Genomic DNA, 17,534 nt, shown 5'->3' on the forward strand with positions numbered 1-17,534 from the left:
GCTGCGCCTGGGGGTATCGGGATGTAGCTCTGGGATATTGGTATGGACTTCTTGCCGTTCCATGCGGAAAACATCATAAGGGGCCACAGGCAAATTTTCAATTAACCCTTGGCTCGGGAGACGCCATTTGACCTATGAAGAGCTTGTTCCCGTGATCCGCCGCCTGGCCATCGAGGCCGGCAACAAGATCATGGAAATCTACAATTCCGATGATTTCGACGTGAAGGTGAAATCTGATGACAGCCCTGTAACCGAAGCGGATGAGGCTGCGGATGCCCTGATCTCGGCTGGTTTGCGCGCGGCCTTTCCCGATGTGATGCTGGTCACCGAAGAGCAAAGCGCCTCTCACAAGGAGCAGGGCGACACCTTCCTGATCGTGGACCCTCTGGATGGCACCAAGGAGTTCATTCACCGGCGTGGTGATTTCACGGTGAACATCGCCCTGGTGGAAAAGGGCGTGCCGACACGCGGCGTCGTCTATGCGCCTGCCAAGGCCCGCATGTTCTTCACCCTGGCCGATGGCTCCAGCGTCGAAGAGACCGGCGCATTCGCTCCCGAAACCATCGGTGAGACCGCTCCGATCCGGGTGGCCGACAGCGACAATGCCGCGCTGATGGTCGTGGCTTCGAAATCGCATCGCGATCAGGCAACCGACGACTATATCAACAAGTACAGCGTCAAGGACATGAAGAGCGCAGGCTCCTCGCTCAAGTTCTGCCTGGTGGCCACCGGAGAAGCGGACCTTTACCCGCGCGTGGGTCGCACCATGGAGTGGGATACGGCTGCGGGCCATGCGGTTCTGAGCGGTGCAGGCGGCAAGGTGGTGCGGTTCGACGATCATACTCCGTTGATCTATGGCAAAGACGGCTACGCAAACCCGTTCTTTATTGCCTATGCACCTGGCGTTGAACTGAAAGAGGCCTGATGTCCGTCCTGATCGTCATCCCTGCCCGATATGCATCGACCCGATATCCGGGCAAGCCGCTTGTGGAACTGACCGGCGCCACCGGTGAGCGCCGCACCCTGATCGAACGATCCTGGCGCGCCGCTTGTGCGGTGTCCGGAGTTGACCGTGTGGTGGTGGCAACCGATGACGACAGGATCCGCATCGCAGCAGAAGGCTTTGGTGCCGAGGTGGTGATGACCTCGGAAAGCTGTGCCAACGGCACCGAGCGCTGCGCCGAGGCCCATGCGGCGCTTGGCGGCGGCTATGACGTCGTCGTCAACCTGCAGGGCGACGCGCCCCTGACGCCCCATTGGTTCGTCGAGGATCTGGTCGAGGGCTTGCGCGCCGCCCCGCAGATGGGATTGGCCACACCGGTGCTGCGCTGCGACGGTGCGACGCTGAACAGCCTGCTGGCGGACCGACGGGCGGGGCGGGTTGGCGGAACCACTGCGGTCTTTGCGGCGGATCGGAGTGCGCTGTATTTCTCGAAGGAAGTGCTGCCTTTTTGTGCAAATGCCTATTCTGACGGCGAAAACACGCCCGTTTTCCACCATGTCGGGGTCTATGCCTATCGTCCCGATGCTCTGGCTGCCTATCCTGATTGGCAGACGGGGCCGCTGGAAACACTCGAAGGGCTGGAACAGCTGCGGTTCCTGGAAAACGGTCGCAAGGTGCTGTGCGTTGAAGTGGCGGCACGGGGCCGTGAATTCTGGGAACTGAACAATCCTGAGGATGTACCACGGATAGAAGAGATGATGGCCAGAATGGGTGTCGCCTGAGAAATGAGTCGGAATGCCATGAAAAACCCTTTTTTTGATGGTTTTCTGTCGCGAAAGTGAAATAGGTTTCTGAGCCGAGGTCGAGCGGAACTGAGCCGAGATTTTGACGAGTTTGGACTTGTGGCCCAAAGAATAGGATATTGAGAGACGACCATGCGCAAGAAAGTTACGAAGGCGATTTTCCCTGTAGCGGGGCTTGGGACGCGGTTTCTGCCGGCGACCAAGTCGGTGCCCAAGGAGATCATGACCCTGGTGGACCGGCCTCTGGTGCAATACGCCATCGACGAGGCCCGGGCGGCGGGGATCAAGGAATTCATCTTCGTCACCTCGCGCGGCAAGGGCGCCCTGGAAGACTATTTCGACCACTCTCCGGTGCTGGAGCAGGAGCTGCGCAAGAAGGGCAAGACCGAGCTGCTCGAGGCGCTGAAGCACACCAATATGGACAGCGGCGCCATCGCCTATATCCGCCAGCATCAGGCGCTTGGCCTCGGTCATGCGGTCTGGTGCGCGCGGCGCCTGATTGCCAATGAACCCTTTGCGGTGATCCTGCCGGACGATGTGATCGCGGCCGAGCGGCCCTGTCTGAAGCAGATGGTCGAAGCCTATGAGGAGACCGGCGGCAATATGGTGGCGGCGATGGAAGTCGCGCCGGAAAAGGCAAGCGCCTATGGTGTTCTGGACGTGAAAGAGGACATGGGCGCCGTGGTCGAGGCCCGCGGCATGGTGGAGAAACCGGCCCTGGGCGAGGCGCCCTCGAACCTGGCGGTGATCGGCCGCTATATCCTGGAGCCGTCGGTGCTGCGCAATCTCAACAAGATGAAGCAGGGCGCGGGCGGCGAGATCCAGCTGACGGATGCGATTGCCCAGGACATCGAGCAGGACGTGCCGGTCTACGGCTACCGCTTCCAGGGCCAGCGCTTTGACTGCGGTTCCAAGGCCGGTTTCCTGCAGGCCACGGTCTCTTTCGCGCTCGCACGCGATGATTTGCGCGACGAGCTGATGCAGTATATCAGCGAGATCGCTCAGGTCGGGCGGGCTGCCGAGTAACATCTCTGCGCCCAGCGGCAGTGCTGGCGAAAGCGTGAAACATCAACACGAGGGTGCAGTGAACGTGGCAAATGTATTGGTGACCGGCGGTGCCGGCTATATCGGCTCGCATGCCTGCAAGGCACTGAAGGCGGCAGGGTTCACCCCTGTCACCTACGACAATCTGATCACGGGTTGGCAGGATGCCGTCAAATTCGGCCCCTTCGAGAAGGGCGATCTGGCGGATCGTGCCCGTCTGGACGAGGTCTTTGCCAAATACCAGCCGGTTGCGGTGATGCATTTTGCGGCCCTCAGCCAAGTGGGGGAGGCGATGAGCCAGCCGGGCCGCTACTGGGCCAACAACACCGGCGGATCGCTCAATCTGATCGAGGCGGCTGTGGCCGCCGGATGCCTTGATTTTGTGTTCTCCTCGACCTGCGCCACCTATGGCGAGCATGACAATGTGGTGCTGGACGAGAACACGCCGCAGCTGCCGCTCAATGCCTATGGCGCCAGCAAGCGTGCGGTGGAGGATATCCTGAAGGACTTCGGCGCCGCCCACGGGCTGCGCTCGGTGATCTTCCGCTATTTCAACGTGGCGGGTGCCGACCCCGAGGCTGAGGTGGGCGAGTTCCATCGACCCGAAACCCACCTGGTGCCGCTGGTGCTGGATGCGATCGACGGCAAACGCGATGCGCTGACCATCTTCGGCACCGATTACGACACCCCCGATGGCACCTGCATCCGCGACTACGTGCATGTCTGCGATCTGGTGGATGCCCATGTTCTGGGTCTGAAGTGGCTCAAGGACGGCAAGGGCAGCCAGATCTTCAACCTGGGCACCGGCAGCGGATTTTCCGTGCGCGAAGTGATGGACAAGGCCGAAGAGGTGACGGGTCGCAAGGTGCCCTGCACCGAGGGGCCGCGCCGGGCAGGGGATTGCACCAAGCTGGTCTCGGGCTCCACCCGCGCGATCACCGATCTGGGCTGGACGCCGGAGCGCTCCAGCCTGGAGGTGATGATCGCCGATGCCTGGAAGTGGCACCAGACCGGCCATTACGAGGCCTGATATGGAGGCCTCCCGCGCCGTTGCCGAGATGCCAAGGATCGGCTGGCGCGCGGGCTATCGTCTGCGCTGGAAGAGGCGACGGTTGTTGTGGCGGTCCTGGCGGTCGCGTCACCAGTTGAAGCCTCTTGCGGACAGGAGTGGCCGGATATCCTCCGGTGACATCCTGGTATTTGTGGTGCTGCGCAACGAAGCGACTCGGCTGCCCTATTTTCTGGACTACTACCGTCGCCTTGGCGTCAATCACTTCCTGATCATCGACAACGGCAGCGATGACGGCAGCACAGAGATGCTGCTGCGGCAGGAGGATGTCTCTCTGTGGCAGACGGTGGCGAGATACAAGGCGTCGCGGTTCGGACTTGATTGGCTGACATATCTCTTGATGACCTATGGTCACGATCATTGGTGCCTGACCGTGGATGCGGATGAGCTGCTGACCTACAGCGGCATTGCCTCGCATGATCTGAAGGCACTGACAGATCTTCTGGATCGGCAGGGGCACACAGGCTTTGGCGCGATGATGCTGGATCTTTACCCGCGCGGGCCGCTGGATGAGGCAAGCTACACAGCCGGGCAGGATCCTTTGGAGGTGTTGCAGTGGTTCGACCCTGCCCCCTATCGCGCGGTGCGCCAGCTTCCCATGGGCAATCTCTGGCTGCAGGGCGGCGCGCGGGAGCGGGTGTTCTTTGCGTCCGATCCGCGCCGCTCGCCCACCTTGAACAAGATCCCGCTGATCCGCTGGAACCGCCGCTATGCCTATGTGAACTCTACCCATGGGGCATTGCCGCCCGCGTTGAACGGTCTTTATGATGGCCCCGGCGGGGCGCAGCCTTCGGGCGTTCTCTTGCACACCAAATTCCTGCCGGAGATTGTTCCCAAATCGGCAACGGAAAAGCAGAGGCAGCAGCATTTCCATACCCCCGCCGATTTTGATCACTACTATGATCACCTGACCGCTGCGCCAGATCTTTGGGTTGAGAAGTCCTTGAAATACAAAGGGCCAGAGCAGCTGAGTGACCTTGGGCTGATGCAGGCGCCCGATTGGTGAGCGGCGCTGTCTGCCGCTGTGCCGCTATTGGCATTGGCGCGTAACTGTTTCTAAATGCGTTGTTAATAGCTTGGCCGCGTGACATATTGCGTGCAGCTAATGAGATCGGCGGCAGCCGGATCAGGTTTGAAGGCGTGCAAGGAGTAAACGTGGGTCTTTGGCAGTCTTACCGAATGCGTCTGCGGCGAAAACGCAGATTGATCCGGGCGCTCAGGAAATCCCGTGAGCTGACTGCGGTTCAGGACAATACCAAGGCGATCCGCCCGCAGGATATCCTCCTGGTCTCGACCATGCGCAACGAACAGATCCGCCTGCCTTACTTCCTGGAGTACTATCGCAACCTGGGTGTCGATCACTTCCTGTTCGTGGACAACGGTTCGCAGGATGGCACGGCGGAGTATCTGCGCGGCATGTCGGATGTGTCGCTCTGGCGGACCGAGGCGAGCTATCGGCACGCCGGTTTCGGGATCGACTGGATGAACTATCTCAAGCGCCGCTATGCCCATGGTCACTGGGTGCTGGTGGTCGATCCGGATGAGCTGTTCATCTACCCGTTCTGCGACACGCGCCCCATTCGGGCGCTGACCGACTGGCTGGACAATTCCGCCATCCGCAGCTTTTCGGCGATGCTGGTGGATGTCTATCCCAAGGGGCGGGTGTCCGATGCGGTCTATCAGGAGGGCCAGGATCCCTTGGAGATCGCGAACTGGTTCGACAGCGGCAACTATACCATCAGCAAGAACCCGACCTACGGAAACCTGTGGATCCAGGGCGGGCCTCGGGCGCGGCTGTTCTTTGCCGATGCGCCGAAGAAGGCACCGGCTCTCAACAAGATCCCGCTGGTCAAATGGGATCGCCGCTATGCCTATGTCAGCTCCACCCATGCCCTGCTGCCGCGCGGGCTGAACCGGGTCTATGAAACGGGCGGCGGAGAGAAGGCCTGCGGGGCCCTCTTGCATACCAAGTTTCTCGATACCTTCGGCGCCAAGGCCCGAGAGGAGATGTCCCGCAACCAGCACTATGCGCAATCGGCCGAATACAAGGCCTATGCCGAGGCTTTGGACAACCACCCGGAATTGTGGTGCAAGTGGAGCGAGCGATACATCAACTGGCGCCAGCTTGAGATTCTGGGCCTCATGTCCAAGGGGAATTGGGCATGAGCGCGTCACCGGCTCCGGGTCAGCAGGATCTGAACAGCGGCACCGTCGGTATTGTCATGCTGGTGCATACCGCGCTGGATCGGGCCGCGCAGGTCGCCCGGCATTGGGCCGCGGGGGGATGTCCGGTGGTGATCCATGTGGACCGCAAGGTGCCACAGGCGGCCTACAGGGGATTTCGCGATGGGCTGGCACAGGACCAGCTGATCAGCTTTTCCATGCGTCACCGATGCGAATGGGGGACATGGGGCATCGTTGCGGCCTCGCAATCGGCCTCTGAACAGATGTTGCGCCAGCACCCCGGTGTGCGCCATGTCTACCTTGCGTCCGGATCGTGCCTGCCGCTGCGCCCGGTGCAGGATCTGGTCGACTACCTGGCGGCCCGGCCCGAGACCGATTTCATCGAGAGCGCCACCACCGCCGATGTGCCCTGGATCGTGGGCGGGTTGGACGTGGAGCGGTTCACCCTCCGGTTTCCCTTTTCCTGGAAGCGTCACCGGTATTTGTTTGATCGCTATGTGACCCTGCAGCGCAAGCTTGGGATCAAGCGGCGCATCCCGCCGGGCCTGGTGCCCCATATGGGCAGCCAGTGGTGGTGTCTGACCCGCAAGACGCTGTCGGCCATCCTCGAAGACCCGGAGCGGCCCACCCATGATCGCTATTTCCAGAAGGTCTGGATTCCTGACGAAAGCTACTACCAAACCCTGGCGCGACAGCATTCGGCGAAGATCGAAAGCCGTTCTCTGACGCTGTCCAAGTTCGATTTCGAGGGCAAGCCGCACATCTTCTACGATGACCATCTGCAACTTCTGCGCCGTTCGGATTGCTTTGTGGCCCGCAAGATCTGGCCAAGCGCAGAGCGGCTCTATCAGACCTTTCTGAGCGAAACGGGCGATGCGATGACCGGAGTGGAGCCGAACCCGGTCAAGATCGACCGGGTTTTTGCAAAGGCGGTGGAACGGCGCACGCGGGGGCGCGAAGGGCTCTATATGCAAAGCCGCTATCCGGGCCAAACCGCGATAAATGCGGTAACCGCCAGCCCCTATTCGGTGTTCCAGGGCTTTGCCGAACTGTTTGAGGATTTTGACGGCTGGCTGGCCCGTATGACGGGGGCGCGGGTGCATGGGCACCTGTTTGCGCCCGAGCGGGCCGAATTTGCGGGCGGTGAGACCATGCTCAATGGCGCGCTCAGCGATTCCGCGCGGCTGCGAAACTACAATCCGCAGAGTTTTCTGACCAACCTGATCTGGAACACCCGTGGGGAGCGCCAGGGGTTTCAGTTCGGTCCCGCAGATCATCAGAAGATCGCGCGGCTCATCGCTACCGATCCCAATGCACAGGTCTCGGTGATCAGCGGCGCCTGGGCGGTACCGCTGTCGCGCTCGAAACGCAGTTTTTCCGAACTGCGACGCATCGCGGCGCGATTTCAACGGATCGAGGCCGGGCAGCTCAAGATGCTGAGGGAGCGCAGCACCAAGGCCCGCGTGCGGATCTGGACCATGGCGGAATTCGTCGAGGCACCGATGGAGCCCCTGCAGACCATTCTCGAAGAAATGGGGGCCAAGACGCCGGGTCACTTGAGCGAGGTGCCAAGCATGGTGGACCTGGAAGGGTTTGGACAGTTCCTGCAAAATCTGAAGAACCAGGGCATGCATCCCTACCTGATGGGAGATTTCCCGGTGGAACAGGAACCGGTGACCATGCCAAAACCGCCCCGCAGACCCTATTTGGTGCGATAGCTGACCATGCAAGATCCCTTTGATTACTTCATCGTCTTTGCCGAAATGCGGACCGGCTCCAATTTTCTGGAGGCAAACCTCAATGCGCTTGAGGGTGTGGTCTGCCACGGAGAGGCCTTCAATCCGCATTTCATCGGCTACCCGAACCGGACCGAGGTGCTGGGCATGACCCAGGAGATGCGCGAGGCGGACCCTGCCGGGCTGATTGACCGGATTCGCGCGCAGCCCGATACGCTGGCGGGCTTTCGCTATTTCCACAATCACGACCCGCGCATTCTGGATCTTGCGCTGGAGGATCCGCGCTGCGCCAAGATCATCCTGACCCGCAACCCGCTGGACAGCTACGTATCGCACAAGATCGCCCGTGAAACCGGGCAATGGAAGCTCACAAATATCACCCGCCGCCGCGAGGCGCTGGCGGAATTCGATGCCATTGAGTTTGCACGCCATGTGGGGACGTTGCAGGCCTTTCAGGTAATGTTGCTCAACCGGTTGCAACACAGCGGCCAGACCGCCTTTTATGTGGACTACGAGGATCTGCAAAGCCTGGAGGTGATGAACGGCCTGGCCAAATGGCTGGGGGTTCCGGCCCGGCTCGAGGCCCTGGATGACAGTCTCAAACGCCAGAATCCGGCGCCGACCCTGTCCAAGGTTTCAAACCCCGAGGATGTGACGCTCGCCACGGCAGAGATGGACCTGTTCAACCTGTCCCGCACCCCGAATTTCGAACCACGCCGGGGGCCAGTGGTGCCGGGCTACATCGCGGCTGCCAAATCGCCGCTACTGTACCTGCCGGTGCGGGGCGGGCCAGAGGCAGAGGTGACGGAGTGGATGGCGGCGCTGGACAGTGTCGCGCAGGACGAGCTGATTTCGGGCATGAACCAGAAACAGCTGCGCCAGTGGAAGAACCGCAACAAGGGCTTCCGCAGCTTCACCGTGCTGCGTCATCCGGTGGAGCGTCTGCATCGGGTCTTCTGCCACCGGATCCTGAACAGGCATGCCGAGAGCTACGGCGCGATCCGCGAGACCCTGCGCCGCCGCTTCAAGGTGCCGCTGCCGCAGGATGGCCCCGATGAGAGCTATACGCGCGACGATCACCGGGCCGCGTTTGAGGCCTTCGTCAGCTTTGTGAAAGCCAATCTGGCCGGGCAGACCTCGATCCGGGTCGATGCCGAATGGGCCAGCCAGTCGCAGGCGATTTCAGGATTTGCCGAGCTGGGCGCACCGGATCTGATCCTGCGGGAAGAGGAACTGACGTCAGAGCTTCCTGCTTTGGCGCGGCGATTGGGCTGTGAGACGATACCGACGGTGCCCTCTGGATCAGGGCCAGAGCCCTACGGGGTGGAGGCCATCTATGATGCCGACCTGGAAGACCGTATTTCCAAGCTCTATCAGCGGGACTACCTGACCTTCGGCTTTTGTCCCTGGATACAGAAGGGCAAATAGCCGCTCTGATCAGGCCGCCTGTACCGGCTGGTTCTCGGTCAGAATGGTGTAGAGCGTGGCGGGATCGCTATTGGCGCGCAGCTTTGTGCAGAAGGACTGTTCACGCAGGGTGCGCGAGACCAGCGCCAGCGCCTTCAGATGTTCAACGCCTGCATCCTCGGGCGCGAAAAGGGCAAATGCAATATCGACCGGTTGCCGGTCAACAGAGCCGAAATCGAGCGGCTTTTCCAAGGTGACGAAGACGCCGCAGACCTCGGTCAGGCCATCCAGCCGTGCGTGGGGCAGGGCAACGCCGTGTCCTACCCCCGTTGGGCCAAGGCTTTCGCGATCCAGCAGCGCATCAACCGTCGGCTGCGCATTCAGACGATAGGCAAGCTGCCCGACTTCTGCGATTTCCTGGAACAGACGCTTCTTGCTGGAGGCGGCGCCGATCACGCGGACCGCCTCCGGTTTGAGGATGTTGGAAATCTGCATCTCTGTCATCTGCTCCGCTCGGCCGCCGGATTTGGCGTGCCGCTGGGCCTACGATTTAGGGATCGATCCAACCGATGTTGCCATCGTCCCTGCGGTAGACCACGTTCAACCCGTCTTTGCCTTCATTGCGGAACACCAGAACAGGCGCCCCGGCCAGTTCCATCTGCATCACCGCCTCCCCGACCGACAGCGATGGGATCTTGGTTTCCATCTCGGCCACGATGATTGGCTGCAGTGAGTCGGGTTCGGTCCCGGTCTCCGCTTCGTCAGAGGCGAGGATATAAGAGCTGGCGCCCAGGAGTTCAACCGGTTCGCTGCGTTCGCGGTGGTGGTCCTTCAGCCGCCGCTTGTAGCGCCGCAGCTGTTTTTCCATCTTGGCGCAGCAGCCATCAAAAGCCGCATAGATTTCAGTGGCATGGGCCTTGGCCTGTGCCGTGAGGCCGGTGGACAGGTGAACTGTGGCTTCGCAGACATATTCATGCGCAGAGCGGGAAAAGACCACATTGGCGTCCGTGGGGCGCTCTGCGTATTTCGCGACGGCTGCTCCCAACTCATCCTTGACATGAGACTGCAGGGCTTCGCCGATATCGATCTGTTGTCCGCTGATTTTGTAACGCATGTGATCTCCTTCACAATAATGCCCATTCGCAACGCCACCGGGCGCAGGCCCGATGGAGGATCGTCAGCTGCGAATGAGGGGATTAGGCAAATCAGTCAGAAGCAGCCGACCGGACCTTGTCGCCAAGGCCAACTTACGGACTGCATCGAACTGCACATTTGCCATATCTCGATTCCATGCCAACTGGCCGGGAGAGTCAATGAAGAAGCGAAATACAAGGTGAAGGAAAAGCAAACAGGCGGGAAAAGGCCGATGCCCGCCCCGATGCCGTGATCAGGAAATGCGGAAGTTTTCGCCCAGGTAGACGCGGCGCACGTTTTCGTTTTCCACCACCTCGGCCGGGGTGCCCGACATCAGCACCTGCCCGTCATGCAGGATATAGGCCCGGTCCACGATCTCCAGGGTTTCGCGCACGTTGTGGTCGGTGATCAGAACCCCGATGCCACGTTTCTTCAGATCCGCAACCAGGTGCCGGATATCGCCCACGGAAATGGGATCGACCCCGGCAAAGGGTTCATCCAGAAGCAGATATTTCGGATTGGCGGCCAGGCAGCGGGCGATTTCCACCCGGCGCCGTTCGCCGCCCGACAGCGCCAGGGCCGGGGCGCGGCGCAGATGTTCGATGGAGAAGTCCGACAGCAGTTCCTCCAGCCGCTCGCGCCGCTTGTGGTCATGCTGTTCGGAGATATCCAGAACCGCTGAAATATTGTCTTCGACCGAGAGGCCCCGGAAGATGGACATTTCCTGCGGCAGGTAGCCGATGCCAAGGCGCGCCCGGCGGTACATGGGCAGGGTGGTGACGTTCTGTCCGTCGATTGTGACGGTGCCCGCCTCGGGAAACACAAGGCCCGCGATGGCGTAGAAACTGGTGGTCTTGCCGGATCCGTTCGGCCCCAGAAGGGCGACGACCTCTCCGCGGTCCAGCCGCATGGAGACATCGCGGATCACCACCTTCTTGCGATAGCTCTTGCGCAGATGTTCGATTCTGAGGCCCGAGGAGCCTTCCGTCACTTTCAGATCGGGTTTGGCCGCCATCAGTCGTTGCCATCCGGGTTGAGGATGGTCTTGACGCGTCCGGCCATGCTGGCGGTGCCCGTGGTCAGGTTCACTTCCATCCGGTTGGAGGTCAGCGTGCTGTCCCCCTGGCTGAGAAGCACATTGCCGCTCATCACGATCGTGCCGCTGTCGATGGTGTATTTCGCCCGTTCTGCCTCGGCGGCGTCGGGGCCGCTGACCAGAAGCACGTTACCGGTTGCTTCCAGCTGGTCGATGCCGCGCTTGCCGGCCGCGTCGGTCTTGTAGATGACCAGAACCCGGTCCGCCGACAGGCGCATGACACCCTGGATGATCAGGACATTGCCGCTGAATTCAGCCGATCCATCCGCCTGGTTGACCGCCAGAGCGTCCGCCGTGACCTCGACCTGCTCCTTGGGGTCGGTCTTGACCGCGCCAAATGCGATGGTGCCGCTTTGGGCACTGGCGACAGGAGCCTGCGCAGCAAGGGCGCAGACCACCAAAATCATCAAGGCGGGTAATTTGAACACGGGCTATCTTTCTTCGCTACTAGGATCGTATACCAGCTTGACTCTATTTTTGAATAGCATTTGAACAGGTGCGCCTTCGGATTGAGCAGTGATCAGCATCTGCCCGGCGGTCAGGGTCCCCATGGGGCCTGTCGCCCGCACCGCACCGGGGCTTTGCACCCGCAGGCTGCTGAGCGAGGTTTCCAGCTCTTCGGTTTCCACCACCAGCTCGTCTACCGAGGTCAGTCGCACATTGCCGGTGAACCGGGCCATGTCCTGACCGGGGTGGATGGTGCCGGTCTCCGCGACCAGTGTCATCCGCCCGCCCTGCGCCATCCGGATCACAGCCTCCAGATCGCTGGCCATTGCCCCGTTCCCAGAAGAGCTGCCAGGCCGCGCGACGCTTGCCGTCACCATGATCTCATCGCCGTCCGCGGTGGTGCCGGAAAAGAACGGGCCGGTAATCTGCTGGCCGCGCATGCGCTCTTCGATTTCCTTCTGGGCAAAGGGGATGACCGCATCGGTATCGATCCCGCGCGAGATCAGGAACAGGGTGGACAGCAGCGCCAGCGCCGTCAGGGGCAAAAGCACCTTCAGGTAAGCGACCATGCGCGAATAGCGGTCCATTCCGTCGTCCCCCTCCGCCTTAGCCGAGGCCTGCACGCAGGCAGTCGTGAATGTGCAAAAGACCCTGCGCCTGTGGTCCCTGGCTAGTATCCACCACGAAGAGACAGGTGATCTTGCGCGCGTTCATGATCGCAACCGCCTCTTCGGCCAGGGCGTCCGGGCCGATGGTGGTGGGCGCCTTGGTCATGACGTCGGCGGCCTTGTGATCCAGCAGCCCCTCCATGTGGCGGCGCAGGTCGCCATCGGTGATGATACCCGCAAGGGCGCCATCCGCGCCGGTGACGCCCACGACACCAAAGCCCTTCTGGCTGATTTCGATCAGCGCATCGGACATGGGCGTTGCGTCCTGAACCAGCGGCAGGGCACTGCCTTCATGCATCAGGTCACGCACCTTCGAGAGGCGCGCGCCCAGTTTGCCGCCGGGGTGGAAGTCGCGGAAATTCTCGGGCCGGAAGTCGCGATGTTTCATGATGGCGATCGCCAGCGCATCGCCCATGGCCAGGGTCAGCGTGGTCGAGATCGACGGCACGATACCGTATCCGCAGGCCTCGCCCAGGGCGGGGATCTGCAGGTGCACATCGGCCTGTGTCATCAAGGTGCTGCCGGGCCTGCTGGACAGGCCGATCAGCGGGATCTCGAACCGGCGGGTGAACAGCAGAAGATCGGCCAGTTCCGGCGCCTCGCCGGAGTTGGAGATCGCCAGCACCACATCCCCCTTGGAGAGCATGCCCAGATCACCATGGCTGGCTTCGGCCGGGTGCACGAAATGAGCGGGGGTGCCTGTACTGGCAAGCGTTGCGGCGATCTTGCGGCCGATATGGCCGGATTTGCCGATGCCGCTGACGATCACCCGCCCCTTGGCCTCAAGGATCAGGCGCACCGCATCGGCAAAGCGATCATCAAACCCTTCGGCCAGGGCATCCAGTGCGCGGGCCTCGTCGGTGACCACCTGCCGTGCGGTAGCGAGGAGTTGTTCTGTCTCGGTCATGAGTGCGCAAAGATATCGGTTTCGGGCCAGCCTTCCAGATCGAGGCGCGCGCGCATCGGCAGGAAGTCGAAACAGGCCTGGGCCATCTCGGTGCGTCCCTCGCGGGACAGGCGCTTGTTCAGCTCGTCCCTCAGGCGGTGCAGGTGCAGCACATCCGATGCGGCGTAGTCCAGCTGCGCCTCGGTCAGGGTTTCGGCGCCCCAGTCGCTCATCTGCTGCTGCTTGGAGATATCGACACCGATCAGCTCCTGGCAGATATTCCGCAACCCGTGGCGATCCGTGTAGGTGCGTACCAGGCGGCTGGCGATCTTGGTGCAATAGACCGGTGCGGCCAGGGCGCCAAAGGCATGGTACATTGCAGCTATGTCGAAGCGTCCGAAATGGAACAGTTTCAGCACGTCGGGGTCTTCCAGCATCCGGCAGAGGTTCGGGGCCTCGCTCTGGCCCTTTTCGATCTGCACGATATGGGCATTGCCGTCGCCGCCCGACATCTGAATGACGCAAAGCCGGTCCCGATGAGGGTTCAGCCCCATGGTTTCACAATCGATGGCCACGACGGGCCCCAGATCCAGCCCGTCCGGCAGATCGTTCTTGTAAAGATGATTGGCCAATGGAGATATCCTTTGTCTGGTCGGCCCGCGCGGCCCGCCTGCTGCCGAGATAAGCGCTAAAGGCGGCGAACTCAACTGTGACAAGCCAAGGGGCGATTGCTCCTGTTGTCCGGCACTGGAGCGCATGGAGCCTAATATGCGGTTTATGCCTGTCAGCCCGCTGCGGACATGCGCGCATAGCTCATCGAGATATGGGCCTGCTGCAACAGGGCGGCGGCCCGCAGGTCTCGGGTCTCCAGGGCGCCGATCAATGTATCAAGCTCCCCATCGAAGATGCGCATCTCCTCCTCCAGATCGATCACCGATTCCGACACCGAGGTCAGCCAGATCCGGGCGGTCTGATAGTAAAGCCGTTCCGAGATGAGCCGCAGTTGCATATTGCCGGTGAGTTTCAGCGTGGCGCGGAAGAAATCGGTGATCAGCTGGGCAAAGTCGCGGGCTGCGGGCGTCTGGAGCAGGGATTTCGAGCGGGCAGAGAGCGCGCGAAATTCAGTCAATAGCGTATCATCAGGGGGCAGGGGCATCACATGGCCCATCATGCCGGCCAGCTCCATTCTCAGCTGGTAGGTCTGCGCCAGGGCATCCAGGTTCACATCCGTCACGAAGGTGCCGACGCCATGAACGGATTGCACCAACCCTTCGTCCTCAAGCCGGGCCAGAACCCGGCGCAGGGGCGTGCGGCTGACGCCGAATTCCTCGGCCAGTTCGATCTCTGAAAGGCGGGTGCCGGGCGCATAGTCCAAGAGGCAGATGCGATCCCGGATCTCCCGGTGCATCAGTTCGAACCGGTCGCGGGCGCTTCCCTGGGCTGTTGTCATGCGTCAGCCCTCCTTTGGCTGGCGGCTGTGGGCCTATGGGGGCATCGCGCCCTTGGAGGTGCGGATCAGATCAGTTTGGTGGACAGGCCTTCCAGCAGCCCAAGACATTGGGACAGCTGGTCGAGCGAGACATATTCATCCGGTTTGTGCGCCTGTTCGATCGATCCCGGCCCGCAGACAGCGACATTCATGCCCAACCCTTGGAAGATCCCCGCCTCGGTGCCAAAGGCCACCAGATCGGCCCCGTTGGCGCCGGTCAGCTCCTGAAGGATCTCGCGGGCCTCGTTCTCAGATGCCGGTTCCAGCCCGTCCACTTCGCCGATCACCTCGGTCACGATATCGGCCCCGGGACAGATGGCGCGCATCTGCGGCAGCAGGGCGTGGGTGCACAGGCGCTCCAGATCCTCCTTGACGAAATCGGCATCGGATTTCTGTACCGGGCGCATTTCCCAATCCACCCGCGCCTTGCCGGGGATCACGTTATGGGCGTGCCCGCCCACCAGCGCACCGGTGTTGATGGTGGTCCAGGGCGGCTCGAATCGGCTGCCTTCGGGCGCGCGGGCGCGCAGGGCGTCCTTCAGCTCCAACAGGCGCGCAACATAGCGGGCCGCGTATTCCACCGCGTTGACGCCAAGATCCGGGCCGGACCCGTGCCCCTCCAGCCCGGTGAAATGGGTGGAGTATTCATAGCAGCCTTTGTGCCCTTCGATGATGCGCATCATCGTCGGCTCCCCGACGATACAGACGCCGGGGCGCAGGCCGCGTTCCTTCAGCGACTGGGCCAGGGCCTGCGCCCCGAAACAGCCGACCTCCTCGTCATAGGTGAAGGCGAAATGGATCGGGCGGGAAGGGTTCAGGTCGGCATAGTGCGGCGCCATCGCCGTGGCGGCGGCAATGAACCCCTTCATGTCGCAGGTGCCGCGTCCGTATAGCCGACCGTCCCGTTCCACCATCTGGAAGGGATCGCTGGTCCAGTCCTGATCGGTCACCGGCACCACATCCGAATGGCCCGACAGCACGATGCCGCCGTCCCGCTCCGGCCCGATGGTGGCAAAGAGGTTGGCCTTGGTGCCGCTCTCATCCGTCCAGATGTGTACCGTTGCGCCTGCGCTATCGAGGCGGTCCGCCAGCAGGGAGATCATCGCCAGGTTGCTGTCAGCCGAGACCGTCGGCAGTGCGATGAGCTCTCCCAGGAGGTCTGTCGTTCGGGGCAGGAAGGTCATTCAGCCCTCGTCCTTGATGAAGAGCTTGCGCTCCACATTACAGAGCGCCTCGGCCGGGCCGCTGTCGCGGATCAGGATGGTTTCGGTGGTCTCCAGCCCCCAGTCGTCCATCCACAGGCCGGGCATGAAGTGGAAGGTCATGCCGGGTTCCAGCATGGTTTCATCGGTGTCGCGGATCGAGATCGTCCGCTCGCCCCAGTCCGGCGGGTAGCTGAGGCCGATGGGGTAGCCACAGCGGCCGTTGCGATCGATCCCGGCTTTCTTCAGCGCGCCATTGAGGGCATTTGCAATGTCGCAGGCACGGTTTCCGGCCTTGGCTGCGGCAAGACCTGCCTCGATCCCTTCGTTCAGCGCTGCAGAGGCATCCAGCATCGCCTGTGGCGGCTGGCCCAGATGGACCGTGCGGCAGAGCGGCGCGTGATAGCGGCGGTAGCAGCCTGAGAGCTCAAAGAAGGTCGCTTCGCCGCTTTGCATCGGGCGCCCATCCCAGGTGAGATGCGCCGCAGTGGCATCCAGGCCGGAGGGCGTCAGCGGCACGATGGCGGGATAATCGCCCCAGTCGTCACCCACACCGTAGGTGCCGGCCTGCAGGATATCGCCCACCAGCTCGTTCTTGCGCAGGCCCGGGCGGGCGCGGGTGATAGCGAGGTTGACGATGCTTTCGGTAATGCGGGCGGCGCGGCGGATGAAGGTGAGCTCCTCATCCGATTTCACCCCGCGCTGCCAGTTCACCAGAGCAGTGGCGTCCTGCAGTTGCGCATCGGGCAGGCTCTGCTCTAGCACCGCATGGGCCTTGGCCGAGTAGTAGTAGTTCTCCATCTCGACCCCGATGCGGGCCATGCCATGGCCGAGGCGGGTCAGATGGGCGGCCAGATCCTCCATCGGGTGGCAGGTGGTGGACTGGATATAGCGATCATCATAGCCGATGACGCTTTTCTCTTCCATCCAGACGGTGCGCAGGGCGCCAAAGGCATCCATGGTGCGCCCCCACCAGATCGGATCGCCATCCAGGCCCAGGATCACCCCCTGGTGTACATAGAAGGACCAGCCGTCATAGCCGGTCAGCCAGGCCTGGTTCGAGGGGTCGGTGACAAAGAGAACCTCGATCCCGGCCGCCTCCATGGCCTTGCGGGTCTTGTCGATGCGGCGGGCGTATTCGGCCTGCGAGAAGGGAGCGTGTTCCAGTGGCATGGCGATCTCTGATCAATCAATGGCGAAAAGCGGTAAGTGAAGCGTAGATGAATACATCTTCCGCTTCGGATCTATTCGCGACACGGGGTTTTCCCAAAACGACCCCCAATTTTTGGCAGTTCAGGGGTATTTGGCGGGTGGGTGCCGTAATGTTGTGCACATCTTGGGTTGTGGCTGAAAACCTGCACCTTGTAGGCAGCGGCGGGAAGGCCGCGGAGCGGGTGCGGCTCTAGTGCTTTTCCAGTCCCTCTGC

General features: G+C 61.9%; 18 protein-coding genes. 8 read left to right on the forward strand and 10 right to left on the reverse strand.

Annotation, left to right across the window (positions count from 1 at the left end; all coding sequences use genetic code 11):
* Positions 1 to 127: 127 nt before the first annotated feature.
* The 8 genes from cysQ (at position 128) to PXK01_RS02035 (ending at position 9,207) form a co-directional block, all read left to right on the forward strand.
* Positions 128 to 925, forward strand: a complete 798-nt coding sequence (cysQ, locus tag PXK01_RS02000) for a 3'(2'),5'-bisphosphate nucleotidase CysQ (protein ID WP_274848752.1) — start codon at positions 128 to 130, stop codon at positions 923 to 925.
* Positions 925 to 1,725, forward strand: a complete 801-nt coding sequence (locus PXK01_RS02005; protein WP_274848751.1) for a 3-deoxy-manno-octulosonate cytidylyltransferase — start codon at positions 925 to 927, stop codon at positions 1,723 to 1,725. Before cysQ ends, PXK01_RS02005 begins: the two co-directional genes overlap by 1 nt.
* Before the next feature lie 153 nt (positions 1,726 to 1,878).
* Entirely contained in the window at positions 1,879 to 2,772 is an 894-nt protein-coding gene (galU, locus tag PXK01_RS02010; protein ID WP_274848750.1) for a UTP--glucose-1-phosphate uridylyltransferase GalU, read from the forward strand.
* A gap of 64 nt (positions 2,773 to 2,836) precedes the next feature.
* Positions 2,837 to 3,820, forward strand: a complete 984-nt coding sequence (gene galE, locus PXK01_RS02015; protein WP_274848837.1) for a UDP-glucose 4-epimerase GalE — start codon at positions 2,837 to 2,839, stop codon at positions 3,818 to 3,820.
* Between the two features lies 1 nt (position 3,821).
* Entirely contained in the window at positions 3,822 to 4,865 is a 1,044-nt protein-coding gene (locus PXK01_RS02020) for a glycosyltransferase family 2 protein (RefSeq protein WP_274858660.1), read from the forward strand.
* 173 nt (positions 4,866 to 5,038) lie between these two features.
* Positions 5,039 to 6,025, forward strand: a complete 987-nt coding sequence (locus PXK01_RS02025; RefSeq protein ID WP_274858661.1) for a glycosyltransferase family 2 protein — start codon at positions 5,039 to 5,041, stop codon at positions 6,023 to 6,025.
* The gene (locus tag PXK01_RS02030) at positions 6,022 to 7,761 is read left to right on the forward strand and encodes a DUF5927 domain-containing protein (protein WP_274858663.1); all 1,740 of its coding nucleotides are present in this window, start codon (positions 6,022 to 6,024) and stop codon (positions 7,759 to 7,761) included. The genes PXK01_RS02025 and PXK01_RS02030 overlap by 4 nt, the downstream gene beginning before the upstream one ends.
* A 6-nt stretch (positions 7,762 to 7,767) precedes the next feature.
* Positions 7,768 to 9,207, forward strand: a complete 1,440-nt coding sequence (locus PXK01_RS02035) for a sulfotransferase family 2 domain-containing protein (protein WP_274858664.1) — start codon at positions 7,768 to 7,770, stop codon at positions 9,205 to 9,207.
* Between the two features lie 9 nt (positions 9,208 to 9,216).
* Here the strand turns inward: PXK01_RS02035 and PXK01_RS02040 are convergent, their stop codons facing one another.
* The 10 genes from PXK01_RS02040 to PXK01_RS02085 all read right to left on the reverse strand — a co-directional run bounded on the left by PXK01_RS02040 (position 9,217) and on the right by PXK01_RS02085 (position 17,281).
* Positions 9,217 to 9,681, reverse strand: coding sequence for a PTS sugar transporter subunit IIA (locus PXK01_RS02040; RefSeq protein WP_274848836.1), 465 nt, complete (start codon positions 9,679 to 9,681; stop codon positions 9,217 to 9,219).
* A gap of 55 nt (positions 9,682 to 9,736) precedes the next feature.
* The gene (gene hpf, locus PXK01_RS02045) at positions 9,737 to 10,300 is read right to left on the reverse strand and encodes a ribosome hibernation-promoting factor, HPF/YfiA family (RefSeq protein ID WP_274848745.1); all 564 of its coding nucleotides are present in this window, start codon (positions 10,298 to 10,300) and stop codon (positions 9,737 to 9,739) included.
* Positions 10,301 to 10,573: 273 nt separating this feature from the next.
* Complete coding sequence (lptB, locus tag PXK01_RS02050; protein WP_274848744.1) at positions 10,574 to 11,335, reverse strand: LPS export ABC transporter ATP-binding protein; 762 nt, start codon at positions 11,333 to 11,335, stop codon at positions 10,574 to 10,576.
* Positions 11,335 to 11,823, reverse strand: a complete 489-nt coding sequence (locus tag PXK01_RS02055; RefSeq protein WP_274848835.1) for an LptA/OstA family protein — start codon at positions 11,821 to 11,823, stop codon at positions 11,335 to 11,337. Before PXK01_RS02055 ends, lptB begins: the two co-directional genes overlap by 1 nt.
* Positions 11,824 to 11,847: 24 nt before the next feature.
* Complete coding sequence (gene lptC / locus PXK01_RS02060; RefSeq protein WP_274848743.1) at positions 11,848 to 12,450, reverse strand: LPS export ABC transporter periplasmic protein LptC; 603 nt, start codon at positions 12,448 to 12,450, stop codon at positions 11,848 to 11,850.
* Positions 12,451 to 12,469: 19 nt separating this feature from the next.
* A complete protein-coding gene (locus PXK01_RS02065; RefSeq protein WP_274858665.1) occupies positions 12,470 to 13,438 on the reverse strand; it encodes a KpsF/GutQ family sugar-phosphate isomerase in 969 nt (322 codons plus the stop codon).
* Positions 13,435 to 14,049 (reverse strand): ribonuclease D, encoded by a 615-nt coding sequence (locus PXK01_RS02070; RefSeq protein WP_274858666.1) that lies wholly within the window; start codon positions 14,047 to 14,049, stop codon positions 13,435 to 13,437. Before PXK01_RS02070 ends, PXK01_RS02065 begins: the two co-directional genes overlap by 4 nt.
* A gap of 152 nt (positions 14,050 to 14,201) precedes the next feature.
* Positions 14,202 to 14,867 (reverse strand): GntR family transcriptional regulator, encoded by a 666-nt coding sequence (locus PXK01_RS02075; protein WP_274858667.1) that lies wholly within the window; start codon positions 14,865 to 14,867, stop codon positions 14,202 to 14,204.
* Between the two features lie 65 nt (positions 14,868 to 14,932).
* On the reverse strand, positions 14,933 to 16,090 hold the full coding sequence (argE, locus tag PXK01_RS02080; RefSeq protein WP_274848739.1) for an acetylornithine deacetylase: 1,158 nt from the start codon (positions 16,088 to 16,090) through the stop codon (positions 14,933 to 14,935).
* Complete coding sequence (locus PXK01_RS02085) at positions 16,091 to 17,281, reverse strand: M24 family metallopeptidase (RefSeq protein ID WP_274848738.1); 1,191 nt, start codon at positions 17,279 to 17,281, stop codon at positions 16,091 to 16,093.
* Between the last annotated feature and the right edge of the window lie 253 nt (positions 17,282 to 17,534).

The sequence above is a fragment of the Phaeobacter sp. PT47_59 genome, assembly GCF_028890025.1.
Taxonomy (GTDB): Bacteria; Pseudomonadota; Alphaproteobacteria; order Rhodobacterales; family Rhodobacteraceae; genus Phycobacter.